Here is a 15,922-nt window from a genome sequence, read left to right as displayed (position 1 = left end):
CGTAGCCGCCGCGAGCCGGCCGCCGTCCGTTCCGTCAGACGACGGATGCCGGCCGCCGAACGTCCGACACCTGCTCGGTGAGGTTTGGATACATCCTGGCTAGCGTCCCTGCGGGGGGACCGATGCCCGCATGTCCGCAGAGCTGGCCGTCTCCCCACGAGCGAGGGGCGTGGTGGGATGGCTGGGATGGCCAAGCGGAGGATCGCGGCCGCCGTTGGGGCGGCCGGGCTGTTGGGCACGATGCTGACGGGCGCGATCCCGTCGGTGGCGGCGGAGGAGGTCGGGTCGGCGACCGTGGTGCCGCTGCAGGTGACGGGGGACCCGGAGGACCGGCTGAACCTCATCATCCTGGGCGACGGCTACACCGCCGAGGAGATGCAGCAGTTCCGCGACGACGTCGACAAGCACCTGAACGTGCAGTGGAGCATCGAGCCGTTCCGCAGCTACCGCGACTACTTCAACGTGTACATGATCGAGATCGTGTCGGGCGAGTCGGGCATCAGCTGTGACCCCGACGACGGCAACGTCCGCCGCGACACGCCGCTGAAGCTGCAGTACGCGAGCACCTGCCCGGCCGGCGCGAACGCCCGCGGCGTCACCTTCGGCACCGGCGGCCAGGCGGCGCTGGAGCAGTACGTCTCGATGATCCCCGGGGTCACGGCGCAGAACCGGCAGACCCTGACCCTGGCCAACACCAGCACGTACGGCGGCATCGGCGGCCGCAACGCCACCACGACCGGGCAGGCGCCGCAGGGCCCGCTGGTCAGCCCGCACGAGCTCGGCCACTCGCTGGGCAACCTGCAGGACGAGTACCCGTACAGCGCCCGCAACGTGCCCGGCGCTCCCTACACCGGCGGCGAGCCGTCCTCCATTCACCACACCCTGCTCACGGAGCAGCAGATGCTGGACCAGCAGCGCAAGTGGTTCCGCTGGCTGGGTGAGGAGAGCCTGGCTGGCGGCGTCATCGGCCGGTACGAGAGCGGCCAGACGCGCGCGTCGGGCATCTGGCGGCCCAGCGAGCACTCGATCATGCGCTGGATCGGCTACCACTTCGACCAGATCGGCCGCGAGCGGATGATCGAGAAGATCTCCGGCCGCCGCGACGACGTCGAGATGACGGTCGAGTCGACCCCGACCGACCAGCCCGTGTCGCCGGGTGACGTGCTCTGGGTCGAGACGATGCACCCGCTGTACCACGAGCTCACCGTCACCTGGGAGGTCAACGGCCAGGTCGTCGCGGGCACGAACAACAGCCGCAACTTCGACCTCGACGCGCACGGCGTGCAGATCGGCGACGTCGTGAAGGTCACCGTCTCCGACGACACCGAGGACGTCCGCGACCCCGCCGTCGCGAACGGCGGCGCGCTCACCCAGACCCGCGAGTGGACCATCGTCGAGGAGCCGCCGGCCCCCTCGGAGGTGAAGTTCACCTCATCGACCGCCACCACCCACCCCGTCGGCGGCCAGGACGTCGTCTACGTCGAGACCACCCACCCGCGCGACCGCGTCCTCGACGTCACGTGGCGGCTCAACGGCAACGTGCTGCCGAACCCGCACAACTCGCGGAACCTGGACCTCGGCGCGCTGAACCTGCCGGCCCGCTCGCACCAGCTGACGGCGACGGTGTCCGACCCCGAGGTGCCGTCGGCGCCGACCCAGACGCTCACCTGGACCGTCGACAACGTCGCCCCCGAGGTGACGTACGAGCTGTCCGACCCGGTCTCCGTCGTCCCCGGCACCCGCGTCCGCCCGCCGCACTACGTGTTCCGCGAGTGGTTCGAGATGGGCCTCGAGGCCACCGACGACCACGACGGCTACGTCGTCATCGAGTTCCAGCTCGACGGTGACGGCTGGTTCAACTACCACGGCTGGCCGGACGCGCCCGAGGGCACGCCGTACCGCTTCACCCCCGCCGGCACCGTCATCAAGGAGATCGCCTACGGCAACCTCGGCAGCGGGGGCCTGACGAAGGCGCCGTTCGAGCAGTTCTACGACGGCTTCGAGCCCGGCTACGGCCGCCACGAGATCCAGTACCGGGCCATCGATGCCGCCGGCAACATCAGCGCGCCGAAGACCTTCACGGTGACGGTCACCGACACCAACGGCGCGACGCCGCTTCCCCCGGGCGCGATCGTGCCGGAGTGACCGGCTTCGCGCTGGGTTGAGTCAGACCCGGGCGGGCGCCCCTGACGTGCGGGGGGCCCGCCTGTCGATCATGGAGAAGGAGGGCTTCCGAAGTGCGGGAAGCCCCTCTTTCTCCATGATCAACGGGAGTCGGCGGCGGTCCACGGTGCGAACGCGGCGGATGCGGCCGGCCGGAGGTTCCTACCGTGGAGGTATGGCGACGTACACGCACGGCCACCACGAGAGCGTCCTGCGCTCGCACACGTGGCGCACCGTGGCGAACTCAGCGGCGTACCTGCGCGACCACCTGGTGCCGGGGATCGACGTGCTCGATGTGGGGTGCGGGCCGGGCACCATCACCGTCGAGATGGCGGCCCTGGCGGCGCCCGGCCGGGTGGTCGGGGTGGACGCGTCGGCCGAGGTCGTCGCCGCGGCGAGCGACGCCGACACGGCCGGAGCCGTCGAGTTCCGCACCGGCGACGCCGCCGCGCTCCCGTTCGACGACGGTAGCTTCGGCGTCGTCCACGCGCACCAGCTGCTCCAGCACGTCGCCGACCCGGTCGCCGTCCTGCGCGAGATGGCCCGCGTCACCCGACCGGGCGGCGTGGTCGCCGCGCGCGACTCCGACTACGCCGGCATGTTCTGGCATCCGCGCCTCCCCGGCCTGGACGAGTGGCTGGAGCTGTACCGGACCCTCGCCAGCGACAACGGCGGAGAGCCCGACGCCGGGCGCCGGCTGCTGTCGTGGGCCCGCGAAGCCGGCCTGACCGACGTGACGGCGACGGCGAGCGTCTGGTGCTTCGCCACCCCCGAGGACCGCGCGTGGTGGGGCGGCCTGTGGTCCGACCGCGTCACGTCGTCGGCGTTCGCGGAGCAGGCTACCGGCCGCGGGATGGCGACCATCGCCGAACTCGAGCGGCTGGCGGCCGTGTGGCGCGAGTGGGCCGGTCAGGACGACGGCTGGTTCCTCGTTCCGCACGGTGAGATCCTGGCCCGGGTCACCGGGATCGAGTTCGTGCCAGCGGCCTCGTCCCACTAGGCTTTCCCGGTGCTCACGATGCAGGACGCGCTGCTGGCGCTGACGAAGTACTGGACCGACCGGGGCTGTCTCATGGTGCAGCCGTTCAACACCGAGGTCGGCGCCGGAACCATGAACCCGGCCACCATCCTCCGGGTGCTCGGTCCAGAGCCCTGGCACGTCGCCTACGTCGAGCCGAGCGTGCGGCCCGACGACGCCCGGTACGGCGAGAACCCGAACCGGCTGCAGACGCACACCCAGTTCCAGGTCATCCTCAAGCCCGACCCGGGCGACCCGCAGGAGATCTACCTGGCCAGCCTCGAGGCGCTGGGCATCGACATCCACGCCCACGACATCCGCTTCGTCGAGGACAACTGGGCCTCGCCCGCCCTCGGCGCGTGGGGCCTGGGCTGGGAGGTCTGGCTCGACGGCCTCGAGATCACCCAGTTCACCTACTTCCAGCAGGCCGGCGGGCAGACGCTCGACCCCGTCAGCGTCGAGATCACCTACGGCATCGAGCGCATCATCATGGCGCTGCAGGGCGTCAGCCACTTCAAGGACATCGAGTACGCGCCCGGCATCTCCTACGGCGAGGCGTTCGGCCAGGCCGAGTACGAGATGTCGCGCTATTACCTCGACGACGCCGACATCGAGGCCAACCGGCGGCTGTTCGACACCTACGCCTCCGAGGCCGAGCGCATGATCGCCGAGCGGCTGCCGGTCCCGGCACACGTTTACGTGCTCAAGTGCTCGCACACGTTCAACGTGCTCGACGCCCGCGGCGCCATCAGCACCACCGAGCGGGCCAAGGCGTTCGCCCGCATGCGCGGCCTGGCCCGCGAGGTGTCGTCGCTGTGGACGGCCCGGCGCGAGGAGCTCGGCCACCCGCTGGGCCTGGTGTCCCGGCCGGGTCTCGACGACGACGCCGCCGAGCCGCTGCTGCCCGACCTGCCGCAGGCCGACCTGCCGGGCCCGGCGCCGCTGCTGTTCGAGATCGGCACCGAGGAGATGCCGCCGCACGAGGTCACCAACACGGTGGCCGCGGTGCGCGCCGCGGTCACGGCGAAGCTCGCCGCCACCCGGCTCGGGCACGGGTCGATCGACGTGGTGGGAACGCCGCGGCGCATCGTCGTCCAGGTCGACGCCGTCGAGCCGCGCGAGCCCGACGCCGACCGCACCGTCCGCGGCCCGCGCGTCGAGGCCGCCTACGACGCCGACGGCAACCCCACCAAGGCGCTGCTCGGGTTCGCCCGCGGCCAGGGCGCCGAGGTCGACGACCTCTCCACCGCGGACTTCGGCGGCAACCAGCACGTCGTCGTCCGTGTGGTCGACGCCGGACGAGGTGCGGTCGAGGTCCTCTCGGGTCTGCTCGCCGAGGTCGTCACCGAGCTGCGCTCGGAGAAGAACATGCGGTGGAGCGACCCCGCGCTGTCCTTCACCCGGCCCATCCGCTGGCTGACGGCGCTGCTCGGCGACACCGTCGTGCCGGTGCGGGTGTCCGCCCTGGTCAGCGGCCGCACCACCCGCGTGCACCGGACTGCGGCGGAGCCCGTCGTCTCCGTGCCGTCGGCGGCCGGGTACCTCGAGTTCCTGAACGGGCACGGCATCGTCGCCGACCCCGCCGTCCGCCGCGCCGCCGTCGTCGACGCCGCGTCGGTGCTGGCCGCCACCGTCGGGGGCACCGTCGACACCGAGGCCGAGGCCGGCCTGGTCGACGAGATCACCAACCTGGTCGAGGAGCCCAACGCGCTGCTCGGCGGGTTCGACACCCGCTACCTCGAGCTGCCCGAGCAGATCCTCACCACGGTCATGCGCAAGCACCAGCGCTACCTGCCGGTCCGTGCGGCCGACGGCGCGCTGCTGCCGCACTTCGTCGCCGTGGCCAACGGCTCCTGCGACGCCGACGCCGTGCGCGCCGGCAACGAGGCCGTGCTGCGGGCCCGCTACGAGGACGCCGCGTTCTTCTGGCGCGCCGACCTCGACGTGCCGCTCGAGCAGTTCAAGGCGGGCCTGTCGAAGCTGACGTTCGAAGAGAAGCTCGGCTCCGTGGCCGAGCGGGCCGCCCGCATCGAGACCATCGCCGCCGATCTCGCCAAGGGCGTCGAGCTGTCCTCGGACGACTTCGCCGCCCTCGAGCGGGCCGCCGCGCTGGCCAAGTTCGACCTGTCGTCCCAGATGGTCGTCGAGCTGTCCAGCCTGGCCGGCGTCATGGCGCGCGAGTACGCCGTCCGCGCGGGGGAGTCCCCCGCCGTCGGGCAGGCGCTGTTCGAGATGGAGCTGCCGCGGTCGACGGCGGACGCGCTGCCGTCGTCGCTGCCCGGCGCCGTGCTCGCCCTGGCCGACCGGTTCGACCTGCTCATGGCCATGTTCGCGCTCGGCGCCAAGCCGACCGGCAGCTCCGACCCGTTCGGGCTGCGGCGGGCCGCGCTGGGCGTCGTGCGGATCCTGCGCGAGACCCCGGCGCTATCCGGCGTCACGGTCGACGGCGGGCTCGCGGTCGCGGCCGAGCGGCTGCGCGCCCAGGGCATCGAGGTGTCCGACGACGCCGTCGCCGCGGCCCGCGAGTTCGTGGTCGCCCGGTTCGCCCAGCAGTTGCGCGACGAGGACGTCCCGGCCGACTTCGTGTCCGCCGTCCTGCCCGGCGCCGACGCTCCCGGCCAGGCGGTCGCGACGCTGTCGGCGCTGCGCTCGCGCGTGGGTGACGCGTCGTTCCGAGCCCTGGTCGCCGCGCTGCAGCGGATCAACCGCATCGTCCCGGCCGGGACGGCGGCCTCCTACGACGCCGCCGTGCTCACCGAGCCGGCCGAGCAGCGACTGGTCGAGGCGGTCGCCGGCCTGGGCGACTGGTCCGGCCGGCCGGTCGGCGACTACGCCGGGGCCGCGGCCGCGCTGGTCGAGCCCGTCAACGCCTTCTTCGACGACATCCTCGTCATGGCCGAGGACCCGGCCGTGCGGGCGTCGCGGCTCGGCCTGCTGGCGGCCATCAGCGCGCACAGCCCGCGTACGGTCGACTGGGCCGCGCTCGACACCGCGCTCGGCTGAGCGTGCTGATGGCGTGATCGCCTTAACAAGGCTGGCCACGTGCTTGGCAAAGGCTCACCGTCGCTCGGATGTCCGTTCGATCCCGATCTCCAGGGCGGCCGGCCATGCCAAGGCGTGAGCGTCGCGCTGCGGGCCGGGCCGGCTCGTCCTCGCGGAGCCTTGTCGGTGCGCGCCCTTAGGGTTGGGTCCCACCCGGTCCGGGCGGGGTCCCGGCCTAGGGGGCTCTGACGGATCTTCCGCGGCGCGGATCGACGCCGAGGAACCGGCCAGCTGCGGGCAGCCGACCGCGTGGTCTGACGCAGTCGGCGGGAACAGAAGGTTGTCGTCGTCGCTCGATGGCGCCGCGTCGACCTCCGCCTCCGCCGTGCTGGACCGGCCCCGGATGCCGCCCGCATCCATCAAGATCGTCAGGCACGCCTCCTGGCGGGCGGGGTTCCGTGCCACCCGGGCAGTCGCACGGGTGCATTGCACAGCGGGCCCGATGGGTCAGGGCCGGCGCCGAGCGGCGACGGCGGCCTGCTGGGCGCGGTGATCGCCGACCAGCCAGTCGTCGGCGACGCCCTCGGCGAGCCGCGGGTCGTCGTCGCCGCGGCCGGCGGCGAGGTCGGCGAGATAGCGGCGGTCGGCGGCGAGGCGGCGGCGCAGGTCGGAGGCGTCGCCCACATGGCCGTGACCGGGCACGACGAACCGCGCGTCGCCGGCCAGCGCCTCGATCAGGTCCAGTGCGGCCACGTAATCGCCCAGCGGGTCGGCGGCGGCGAGGTCCAGCAGCGGCACCTCGAGGTCCGAGAGCAGGTCGCCGGCGACCAGCACGCCCTCATCGGCGACGACCAGCGCGGCGTGCCCTGGGGCGTGCGCCCGGTGCTCGACGACGTCCACGCGCGGCCCGTGCCACGGCACCGAGCCCACGCCGTAGGGCAGCGGCGTGAGCAGGCCGAACAGGTCGCCGTCGACATCCACACCGACGTCGCGCGCCTCGGCCGGCCCGGCCGCCCGCCCGGCCGCGGCTGCCGCCGTCGTCGCCGCGGATGCGAACCGGGGTGGGTCGCCGAGCGCCCGGCTCCACAGGACGTGGTCCCAGTGCGGGTGGGTCGCGAAGCCCGCGGCGACGCGCAGGCCGCGGGCCGTGAGCGCGCCGGCCAGGTCCGACAGCTCCGCCGGCGTGACGCCGGGATCGACGACCAGGCAGCCGCCGTCGTCGCCGACGACCACCGTGGTGGTGTGCGTGCAGAAGTCGTGCGTGGCGACCAGGACGGTGCGGGTCACCTCGGCGAGGCCGGCCATGTGCCCGACCGTACCCGGTGCATCATCGCCGGTTAGGGCAGCCTATCCTTTGGTCCATGTCGTTCACCGCCGCGGGCTGCCGGCTCGTCCTCGTCCTCACGGTCCCGCTCCTGCTCACCGCGTGCGGGGGTGACGACGGCGACAGCTCGGCCACGGGGGAGTCGAGCTCCGCGGCCGCCGCGGCGGGCGACGGCGAGTTCCCGGCCTCCGTCGACCACCGCTACGGGACGACGGCGCTCACGGAGGCGCCCGAGCGGGTCGTCACGCTCGGCTTCAGCGACCAGGACTTCGTGCTGGCCTTCGGCATCGCGCCGGTCGCCGTCACCGACTGGTACGGCGGGTACGACAACGCCACCTGGCCGTGGGCGGAGGACGAGCTGGGCGACGCCGAGCCGGTCGTCATGAACGAGGGCGCGTTCACCGGCATGCAGGCGTTCGCCTACGAGGAGATCGCCGAGCTCGAGCCGGACCTCATCATCGGCCTCTACACCGGCATGACGCAGGAGGAGTACGACACGCTGTCGGCCATCGCGCCCACGGTGGCGTCGTCGCCGGACTACCCCGAGTACGGCATGCCGTGGCAGGAGACCACGCGCATGGTCGGGCAGATCCTCGGCCAGGGCGACCGCGCCGAGGACCTGATCACCGAGATCGACCAGCAGTTCGCCGACGCGGCCGCGGCGCACCCGGAGTTCGAGGGCGTCCAGATGGTCGTCGCCGAGCAGTTCGAGCCCGGCTCGTCGTTCGCCCGCAGCGCCACCGACCCGCGGACCGTCTTCATGACCCAGCTCGGCTTCGAGCTGCCCGACGAGATCGCCGAGCTGGCCGGCGACCTCGACGGCGCGCCCATCAGCGACGAGCTCATGACCCAGCTCGACCACGACCTGCTCATCTGGAACGTCGGCCACGACGAGGCCCTCCGCGCGCAGATCGAGTCCAAGCCGCTCTATGACCAGCTGCAGGTCGTCCAGGACGGCCGGGTGCTGTTCATCGAGGACCCGCTGGTCTCCGGGGCGCTGACCTGGGCGACGGTGCTCAGCCTCCCGTACGCGCTGGAGGAGCTGGTGCCGCAGCTCGCCGAGGTCGTGGGCGCGGCCTAGATCCAGGGCACGTTAATCCTCGTCCAGAGGTCAAGAATCGTGAAAATCGAGGCAACAGCTGCTATGAGTCCGCCAATGCCTGCAGCGAGCTTGCGTGAGGTCGACCACCATCCTCCACAACCTTCACCTAGGTTCGCAGGCACGGTGGTGGGTGCTCCGGAGCTGATGCTGAGGCGCCCGACGTTGCCGTAGATGACAAGGGTGTGAGGTTGGTTCGCGACGTCCAGCTTAGGTGGCGCACTGTCCTGCAGCCCTGTGTTGCAGTTCGTGAGGTCAATGAGACGTCGATCGACCACCGCTTCGACCCGTGCCTCGAATGCAGCTGTGCTGCGGAGGTGGGAGGCTTCGACCAGGGACGCCCTGCCCGCCTTGTTGTTGTGCTCAGGGGTGGGGATTGCGCCCCACTTGAGCTGGCGTGCGCTCTTGCTGTTCGGGCTGGCCCGCTGTCTGCTGTTGGTCCCTGGAGCAGCTTTCAGAGGGTTGAATGCACCCACGCCGTCCTTCGCATGTCCAGATCGACTGCTCCCTCCTCACCTCTCACTGGTCCTTACCGCCCATCAGCTCGCTGAGCCCTTCATCGTCCTCTAGCTGCGCCAGCCGCACGAATCGCGTGATGAGCTTGTCGACCGTCTCGAAGTCTTCGTCACTCAAGTTGTCGATGGCAGGGGCTAGGTGTCGGACTCGTGGCGAAGTCTCGTCGACCCGAACTCCATACCAATCCTCGGCGACCATCGCTGCTACTTGCTCCGGGGTCCGCTCTAGGAGCCTTGCGAGGTCGGGAACAATTTCAGGCGTTGGCGGACTCACTACCTTCCCGTTAGCTAGGTTGTTGAACCAACTTGAGGAGCGCGCCTCGTTGCTCCTGATGGCCATGTCCATAAAGCGGACGCCGCGTCGGTTGAGCCCGCGCACCGCATCGCGAAATGGCTGTGTGGTCATGATCAGAGAATATCTCAGATGGCGGGCCCGTGTCATCAGGAAGATGGCGACGGTTTCTTGAGCCATCGGGCAGCGCCTTCGCCGCTCTAGTTCCGCAGGGGTGCTCCGGCGATCTCGTGCACGTGGTGCGGGTCGTCCTCGCGCGGGTGCTCGCCGCGGGCGTGGTCGGCGTGGAACAGCGCCTGCTCGAGCAGCTGGCGCACGTGGGTGTCGGCCGCGTGGTAGTAGACGAACGTGCCGTCGCGGCGGCTGCGCACCAGGCCCGAGAGCCGCAGCTTGGCCAGATGCTGGCTGACGGCGCTCGGGCTCGCGTCGACCAGCTCGGCCAGGTGGTTCACCGATGACTCGCCTTGCAGCAACGCCCACATGAGCTTCAGCCGGGTGGGGTCGGAGAGCATGCGCAGCGCTCCGGCCGCCCGCTCGACCTGGTCGGCGCCCGGCATGTCGAAGCCATCGATGGTCTCGTGCACGGGGGGAGTCTACTCCGCGCACTTGCATATCTGCGTAGGTGCGTAGATATGCTGATTCAGTGCGGAGAGCGAATCATCACGGGACGGGCCACGGACATGGTCACGGGAACGGAGACGGTCACGGTCACGGGCACGTCGACCGGCGCGGCGGGCTGGCGCGGCTGCGGCACGCGCTGACGCCGCACTCGCACGACGCGACGGAGGCGATCGAGAGCGCCGAGCAGGCCAGCGGCGCCGGCATCCGGGCGGCCTGGATCGGACTGGCCGGCATGATGGCGACGGCGGCGCTGCAGCTGGTCATCGTCGCCGTGAGCGGGTCGGTCGGGCTGCTCGCCGACACCGTCCACAACCTCGGACACGCCGTCACGACCATCCCGCTGCTCATCGCGTTCCGGCTCGGCCGGCGGGCGCCCACCCGGCGCTACCCGTACGGTTTCCGCCGCGCCGAGGACCTCTCCGGAGTGCTGATCGCGCTGGTCATCGCGGCGTCGGCGGCGCTGATCATCGTCGAGGCCGTACGGGCGCTGCTCGACCCGCGCGAGCTGACGAACCTCGGCTGGGTGCTGGCGGCCGCCCTCATCGGTGCCGCGGGGAACGAGGCGGTCGCCGTCTACCGCATCCGCGTCGGCCGCCGTATCGGCTCGGCCGCGCTGGTCGCCGAGGGGAACCACGCCCGCGCCGACGGCCTCACCTCACTGGTCGTCGTGTTCGGCGTGGCCGGCGTGTGGCTCGGGTTCCCGCAGGCGGACGCCGTCGTCGGCCTGGTCGTGGGCGTCATGATCCTGTGGATCCTGGTCAGCTCCTGCCGGACGATCTTCCGGCGGCTCATGGACGGGGTCGACGACGGCACCGTCGAAGCCATCGAGGGGGTCGCCGCGCGGGTCGACGGCGTCCGCGGCGTCGGGCGGGTGCGGGCGCGGTGGACGGGACACCGGCTCGAGGCCGACGTCGACGTCAGCGTCGACGGCGCCGCCACCGTCGCCGAGGGGCACCGCATCGCCGAGGTCGTCCACCACGCGCTGCTGCACCGCGTCCGCCACCTCCACCACGTCGTCGTGCACGTCAACCCCGTCGCCGACGGCGTCGTCCCCGACCACGCGCACGAGCTGACCGCACACCACTCCTAGGCAGGCGTGCGGGCCCAGAACAGCTCGTGCCCGCTGTCGCCCTCGGGGACGAGCTCCTGCCGCTCGACGGTGAACCCGGCGGCCTCGATCCAGGCCCGGTACGTCGCGGCGTCGGCGTGGCTCCACCACATGGTCGCGCCGCCGCCGAGCCAGTCGTCCTCGGTGCCGGTCCAGGCGCGGTGGCCCGTGGTGGCGACCATCAGCCCGCCCGGCCGCAGCCAGCCGGCGATCCGCGCGAGCAGCGGCGGCTGCTCCTGCAACGGGATGTGGATCAGCGCGTACAGGCACACGACGGCGTCGAAGCCGCGCTCCGGCAGCTCGACGGTGGTCGCGTCGGCCGCCAGGAACGTCGCGTCCGGCACGAGCGCGCGGGCCCGGGCGACCTGCACCTCGCTGAGGTCGACCCCGATGACGGCGAGGCCCGCGGCGGCGAGGTCGCGGGCCACCGGGACGCCGTTGCCACAGCCCAGGTCGAGGACGCTCGCGTGCGCCGGGAGGCGTTCGACCAGCTCGGCGATCCACGGCCGGTGCGTGTCCGGGTCGGCGTCGTCGGCGCGGTAGTGGTGCGAGAGGGCGTCGTAGCCGCGGCGGACGATCTCCTTCGGGTCGGTGCCGGGGCCGGTATGAGGGTCGGTGTCACGGGGCGCGGTCATGATCGGTCACGCTACTCCGTCGATCTTGATGAGAATCGCGGCGAAACGCCCCGAAAGGGGTTCCGGGCCGTCCATGATCGCGCTACCGTCCGGGACTTTCCTGTGGGCCGTACTCCAGGCCTATGTAGCGAAGATCCGAAGGGGGGCGACCTTGCGAAAGGTCACCATAGCGATACTGGCCGGCCTGGCCCTGCTCTTCGGCGGAGCGATGCCCGCCTGGGCCGAGGCGCCGATCGAGACCAAGGCGAGCGACTGCGACGCCTATCCGGGCTCCAATGCCTGGTGCGACCCGGAGTTCGGCGACTACGACTGCGACGAGATCCCGGACAGCGAGAAGCCGGTCTCGGTCCCGGGCGCCGATCCGTTCCTGCTCGACGACGACAACGACGGCGAGGGCTGTGAGGTGTTGTCGGGCGACGACACCGGCGGCGACGCCGGCGGAGCGCCGCCCGAGGAACCACCGGCGGCGGACAGCGGTTCGTGCGAGGCCTACGCGGACTCCGCAGCCTGGTGTTCCGACGGCGTCGACGACTACAACTGCGACGACATCGACGACGCCCACAAGCCGGTGGACCTGGTGGACGCCCAGGACGATCCGTTCCATCTCGACGATGACGTCGACGGCGTCGGCTGCGAGGACTCGACCGAAGGCGACGAGGACCCGTCCAACAACGATGATGGCGGTGACGACGATGCCGGGACCGGCGGCGACGGTGAGGCGCTGCCGAACACGGGCTCCGGCGATCTGGGACCGCTCTGGTTCGCGGTCCTGGCCTTCACGGCCGCCGGTGCGCTGCTGGTGACCCGCAGGGCGGCCGGTCAGCGGTAGGGCGTGAGCGGTGGGCGGCCCGGCGCAGCCACAGCGGCGCCGGGCCGCCCGCCGTCGTCCACGGTGCTAGAGGTTGTCCTTCAGCCAGTCGCTGCACTCCTGGTTGAAGCCGATCCAGGACGCGGGCGCGCCGGTGACGTCGATGACGAGGATCTTGTCGCCGTGGTTCATGTGCATCCAGAGCGAGTCGCGGACCTGCGAGATGCTCATCCGGGTTTCGACCAGCCACAACGTGTCGAGACAGTGCCAATAGGACCCGAAGCTCTCGAGAGAGTCGAGGAGTCTGTCGTAGTCTCCGCCCGGTCCATTGAGGTCGTAGCCGATCAACATCATCGCCATGTCCGGCACTCCGCGATCTCGATGAAATTGAAGCGCGGAGACTACCCCAGTTGCCGGACAGAACCTTGTCAAGGCAGAACGGCGTATCGGGGGTCGTTCACCGTGGACGCCATCGAGGTCGATCCCGGCTGCGCGACCGGGGACGCCCAGCCGGCGGCTGGGAGTGGCGAACGGGGGGACGAGCCGGCCTGTAAGCCGGATTCTGTGGTTCCCGGCGGACCGGGACCGGCGACCATCCATCTACGACCGTCGTTGCCGGCGGTCTCCAGCGATCTACCCGGGAGCTCGGGCGGGCCGCCCTCGAACGCTCCCTGTCTGACCTTGCTCCGGGTGGGGTTTACCGAGCCGCCCCAGTCACCTGGGGCGCTGGTGGTCTCTTACACCACCGTTTCACCCTTACCGCCCGCGCGAACGCGGGAGGCGGTCTGCTTTCTGTGGCACTGTCCCGCGGGTCACCCCGGGTGGGCGTTACCCACCACCCTGCCCTGTGGAGTCCGGACTTTCCTCGGCGGGACCTGACGGTCCCGACGCGGCCGCCCGGCCGGCTCGTCCTCCTGGCCCAGGATACCGCCTACGCTGCGCGTTCGGCTGCCAGGAGCGCCGCGCCGATGATGCCGCCGTCGTTCTTCAGCCCGGCCGGGACGATGGGCGTGGCCAACTCGAGCAGGGGCAGGAACTTGTCCGACTTCTTGCTGACGCCGCCGCCGACCACGAAGAGGTCGGGGGAGAAGATGAACTCGAGGTGGGAGTAGAACTCCTGCAGTCGCTCCGCCCAGTGCTCCCACGAGAGCTCCTTCTCCTCGCGGACGGAGGCGGCGGCGAACTTCTCCGCCTCTTTGTGGTGGGCGAGGTAGAGATGACCGAACTCGGTGTTCGGCAGCAGCACGCCGTCGTGCAGGACGGCGCTGCCGATGCCGGTGCCGAGCGTGGTGACGATGACGACGCCGTCCTGGTCGGCGGCGACGCCGAAGCGGTCCTCGGCGACCCCGGCGGCGTCGGCGTCGTTGACGATGGTGACGGGCTGGCCGGTGCGCTCGGTGAGCTGCTTCTCGAGGTCGACGCCGACCCAGGACTTGTCGACGTTGGCGGCGGAGTGGATGACGCCGCGCTTGACGATGCCGGGGAACGTGCAGCCGAACGGACCGGTCCACTCGAACTGCCGGAGCACGTCGAGCACCACCGCGATGACGTTGTCCGGGGTGGAGTCCTCAGGAGTGTCGACGCGGACCCGCTCGGCGGCGAACTCGCCCTTCCCGAGGTCGACCGGTGCACCCTTGATGCCGCTGCCGCCGATGTCGATGCCGAAGCCCTGCGTCGTCGAGGTCACGTCAACAAGCTTCGCCCATGGCGCCCCGCGCGGCCACCCGGGGGCCGCAGGCTGACGCCGTCGTCGATGGAAGGGCAGGTCAGGGGAGGGTGAGGATCTCGGCCCCTGCCTCGGTGACCAGCAGGGTGTGCTCGAACTGCGCCGACCGGCGCCCGTCGGCGGTGACGACCGTCCAGCCGTCGTCCCACATGGTCCACTCGTGTGTGCCGAGGTTCAGCATGGGCTCGATGGTGAACACCATGCCGGGCTCGATGATCGTGGTGGAGCCGGGGTCGTCGTAGTGCGGCACGACCAGGCCCGAGTGGAACGACTCGCCGACGCCGTGGCCGGTGAACTCGCGCACGACGCCATAGCCGAACCGCTTCGCGTAGGACTCGATGACCCGCCCGATGACGTTGATGGCGCGGCCCGGCTTGACCGCCTTGATGGCGCGGTTCAGCGCCTCGTGCGTGCGCTCGACCAGCAGCTGCGTCTCCTCGTCGACGTCGCCGGCCAGGAAGGTCGCGTTGTTGTCGCCGTGGACGCCGTCGATGTAGGCGGTGACGTCGATGTTCACGATGTCGCCGTCGCGGACCACCGTGGAGTCGGGGATGCCGTGGCAGATCACCTCGTTGACGCTGGTACACAGCGACTTCGGGAAGCCGCGGTAGCCGAGGGTCGACGGGTACGCGCCGCGCTCGATCAGGAACTCGTGCCCGATGACGTCGAGCTCGTCGGTGGTGATGCCCGGCGCGACGTGCTTGCCGACTTCGGCCAGCGCCTGGGCGGCCAGCTGCGCGGCGACCCGGATGCGTTCGATGGTGTCGGCATCCTTGATCTCGGAGCCGGCGAACGGCGTGGGGCGCGCCTTCCCGACGTACTCGGGCCGTGCGATGGACGGCGGCACGGGGCGTTCGGGCGACACGATGCCGGGTACGACGGGCGACATGGTGTGAAAGTCTAGGCTGAGGCGCGCTTCTCCGGCGAAGGGAGTCATCGTGGCCGACGGACCCTGGTACTGGTGCCTGGATCACTCGCGGGTCGAGCCGGTGGACGGCTGCCCCAACGACCGGCGCCTCGGGCCCTACGCGACGCAGCAGGAGGCGCAGGACGCCCTGGCTCGGGCCCGCGAGCGCACCGCCCAGCAGGACGCCATCGACCGCGACTGGGAGGACGAGACCTGACGCGGTTCTTGGGTGCGTGGAGGTGGGTGGGGTTCCCCCGTCCCCCTGCTGCCCATTCTCTTAAGCCGCGCGGGTGCCCTCAAGTCCGCGCGCTCTGTGCTTGCGCGCCGCCGGGGTCGGGGCGCTTGGACTTGACCGCACCCGCGCGGCCTAAGAACGGGCAGCTATCAGGGGGACGGGGGGAGTCTGGCGACGGCCACGGGTCCTGGCCGGCCCTGCTGGCGTCCACGTGCTGAGATTTGGCGGCGTTGGCGGGGCCATCACGAGGTTCTCTGCCGCTTCACGAGGCCTGCATGCCTGGTGATGTGGCAGAACGCCTGGTGATGTAGCGGATCGCCGATGATCATCGCGGTGCGCAGCCCGGCGAACCGGGCGAAACGGGCACGCGAAACGGGGACGCGAAACGGGGACGCGAAACGGGGACGCGAAACGGGGACGCGAAACGGGGACGCGAAACGGGGACGCGAAACGGGGACGCGAAGCGGTGAGGCGTGCCCAGTTCCTCCC

The 15,922-nt window shown here is 71.1% G+C and carries 14 protein-coding genes and 1 other RNA gene; 7 read left to right on the top strand and 8 right to left on the bottom strand.

Translation table 11 applies throughout. The features are described from left to right. Positions 1 to 186 precede the first annotated feature (186 nt). The 3 genes from E1212_RS03755 (at position 187) to E1212_RS03745 (ending at position 6,184) form a co-directional block, all read left to right on the top strand. Positions 187 to 2,145, top strand: a complete 1,959-nt coding sequence (locus E1212_RS03755; protein WP_203416334.1) for a M64 family metallopeptidase — start codon at positions 187 to 189, stop codon at positions 2,143 to 2,145. A gap of 193 nt (positions 2,146 to 2,338) precedes the next feature. Beyond that, positions 2,339 to 3,163, top strand: a complete 825-nt coding sequence (locus tag E1212_RS03750) for a methyltransferase domain-containing protein (RefSeq protein ID WP_131979337.1) — start codon at positions 2,339 to 2,341, stop codon at positions 3,161 to 3,163. Between the two features lie 18 nt (positions 3,164 to 3,181). Next, on the top strand, positions 3,182 to 6,184 hold the full coding sequence (locus E1212_RS03745) for a glycine--tRNA ligase (protein ID WP_131979611.1): 3,003 nt from the start codon (positions 3,182 to 3,184) through the stop codon (positions 6,182 to 6,184). Between the two features lie 486 nt (positions 6,185 to 6,670). Here the strand turns inward: E1212_RS03745 and E1212_RS03740 are convergent, their stop codons facing one another. Beyond that, positions 6,671 to 7,468, bottom strand: coding sequence for an MBL fold metallo-hydrolase (locus tag E1212_RS03740; protein WP_131979334.1), 798 nt, complete (start codon positions 7,466 to 7,468; stop codon positions 6,671 to 6,673). A gap of 56 nt (positions 7,469 to 7,524) precedes the next feature. Here E1212_RS03740 and E1212_RS03735 point away from each other — a divergent pair, with 56 nt between their 5' ends. Continuing rightward, a complete protein-coding gene (locus E1212_RS03735; RefSeq protein WP_131979332.1) occupies positions 7,525 to 8,568 on the top strand; it encodes an iron-siderophore ABC transporter substrate-binding protein in 1,044 nt (347 codons plus the stop codon). A gap of 537 nt (positions 8,569 to 9,105) precedes the next feature. On the opposite strand, the gene E1212_RS03730 is transcribed toward E1212_RS03735, so the two are convergent. Together E1212_RS03730 and E1212_RS03725 are read right to left on the bottom strand one after the other, a co-directional pair. Continuing rightward, positions 9,106 to 9,507, bottom strand: a complete 402-nt coding sequence (locus E1212_RS03730) for a hypothetical protein (RefSeq protein WP_131979329.1) — start codon at positions 9,505 to 9,507, stop codon at positions 9,106 to 9,108. A gap of 86 nt (positions 9,508 to 9,593) precedes the next feature. Next, positions 9,594 to 9,977 carry an ArsR/SmtB family transcription factor gene (locus tag E1212_RS03725; protein WP_131979326.1) on the bottom strand — a complete coding sequence of 128 codons (384 nt, stop codon included), beginning with the start codon at positions 9,975 to 9,977 and terminating at the stop codon, positions 9,594 to 9,596. Positions 9,978 to 10,036: 59 nt separating this feature from the next. Between E1212_RS03725 and E1212_RS03720 the strand changes: the two genes are divergently transcribed. Further along, positions 10,037 to 11,104, top strand: coding sequence for a cation diffusion facilitator family transporter (locus E1212_RS03720; RefSeq protein ID WP_203416329.1), 1,068 nt, complete (start codon positions 10,037 to 10,039; stop codon positions 11,102 to 11,104). Here E1212_RS03720 and E1212_RS03715 read toward each other — a convergent pair. Beyond that, the gene (locus E1212_RS03715) at positions 11,101 to 11,757 is read right to left on the bottom strand and encodes a class I SAM-dependent methyltransferase (protein WP_131979320.1); all 657 of its coding nucleotides are present in this window, start codon (positions 11,755 to 11,757) and stop codon (positions 11,101 to 11,103) included. The two genes, E1212_RS03720 and E1212_RS03715, sit on opposite strands and share 4 nt — an antisense overlap. A gap of 151 nt (positions 11,758 to 11,908) precedes the next feature. Here E1212_RS03715 and E1212_RS03710 point away from each other — a divergent pair, with 151 nt between their 5' ends. After that, the gene (locus tag E1212_RS03710; RefSeq protein ID WP_131979317.1) at positions 11,909 to 12,586 is read left to right on the top strand and encodes an LPXTG cell wall anchor domain-containing protein; all 678 of its coding nucleotides are present in this window, start codon (positions 11,909 to 11,911) and stop codon (positions 12,584 to 12,586) included. Between the two features lie 66 nt (positions 12,587 to 12,652). Here E1212_RS03710 and E1212_RS03705 read toward each other — a convergent pair whose 3' ends face one another. The 4 genes from E1212_RS03705 to map all read right to left on the bottom strand — a co-directional run bounded on the left by E1212_RS03705 (position 12,653) and on the right by map (position 15,180). After that, positions 12,653 to 12,925 (bottom strand): SinR family protein, encoded by a 273-nt coding sequence (locus E1212_RS03705; RefSeq protein ID WP_131979314.1) that lies wholly within the window; start codon positions 12,923 to 12,925, stop codon positions 12,653 to 12,655. Between the two features lie 175 nt (positions 12,926 to 13,100). Beyond that, positions 13,101 to 13,474, bottom strand: an RNA gene (gene rnpB / locus E1212_RS03700) — RNase P RNA component class A. Positions 13,475 to 13,496: 22 nt separating this feature from the next. Beyond that, positions 13,497 to 14,252 carry a polyphosphate--glucose phosphotransferase gene (gene ppgK, locus E1212_RS03695; RefSeq protein WP_131979312.1) on the bottom strand — a complete coding sequence of 252 codons (756 nt, stop codon included), beginning with the start codon at positions 14,250 to 14,252 and terminating at the stop codon, positions 13,497 to 13,499. Positions 14,253 to 14,331: 79 nt separating this feature from the next. Then, positions 14,332 to 15,180 (bottom strand): type I methionyl aminopeptidase, encoded by an 849-nt coding sequence (gene map, locus E1212_RS03690; RefSeq protein WP_131979309.1) that lies wholly within the window; start codon positions 15,178 to 15,180, stop codon positions 14,332 to 14,334. A gap of 49 nt (positions 15,181 to 15,229) precedes the next feature. Between map and E1212_RS03685 the strand changes: the two genes are divergently transcribed. Further along, the gene (locus E1212_RS03685) at positions 15,230 to 15,415 is read left to right on the top strand and encodes a hypothetical protein (RefSeq protein ID WP_131979306.1); all 186 of its coding nucleotides are present in this window, start codon (positions 15,230 to 15,232) and stop codon (positions 15,413 to 15,415) included. The last annotated feature ends 507 nt before the right edge of the window (positions 15,416 to 15,922 follow it).

Source organism: Jiangella ureilytica (assembly GCF_004348545.1).
In the GTDB taxonomy this organism is placed as follows: domain Bacteria; phylum Actinomycetota; class Actinomycetes; order Jiangellales; family Jiangellaceae; genus Jiangella; species Jiangella ureilytica.
This window is presented reverse-complemented; position numbering and strand designations above follow the sequence as displayed.

What these genes read in the sequence shown, in the direction of transcription:
- E1212_RS03755 (WP_203416334.1), top strand. Translation starts at nt 187, where the DNA reads ATGGCCAAGCGGAGGATCGCGGCCGCCGTTGGGGCGGCCGGGCTGTTG.
- E1212_RS03750 (WP_131979337.1), top strand. Translation starts at nt 2,339, where the DNA reads ATGGCGACGTACACGCACGGCCACCACGAGAGCGTCCTGCGCTCGCAC.
- E1212_RS03745 (WP_131979611.1), top strand. Translation starts at nt 3,182, where the DNA reads ATGCAGGACGCGCTGCTGGCGCTGACGAAGTACTGGACCGACCGGGGC.
- E1212_RS03740 (WP_131979334.1), bottom strand. Translation starts at nt 7,468, where the DNA reads ATGGCCGGCCTCGCCGAGGTGACCCGCACCGTCCTGGTCGCCACGCAC.
- E1212_RS03735 (WP_131979332.1), top strand. Translation starts at nt 7,525, where the DNA reads ATGTCGTTCACCGCCGCGGGCTGCCGGCTCGTCCTCGTCCTCACGGTC.
- E1212_RS03730 (WP_131979329.1), bottom strand. Translation starts at nt 9,507, where the DNA reads ATGACCACACAGCCATTTCGCGATGCGGTGCGCGGGCTCAACCGACGC.
- E1212_RS03715 (WP_131979320.1), bottom strand. Translation starts at nt 11,757, where the DNA reads ATGACCGCGCCCCGTGACACCGACCCTCATACCGGCCCCGGCACCGAC.
- E1212_RS03705 (WP_131979314.1), bottom strand. Translation starts at nt 12,925, where the DNA reads ATGGCGATGATGTTGATCGGCTACGACCTCAATGGACCGGGCGGAGAC.
- map (WP_131979309.1), bottom strand. Translation starts at nt 15,180, where the DNA reads ATGTCGCCCGTCGTACCCGGCATCGTGTCGCCCGAACGCCCCGTGCCG.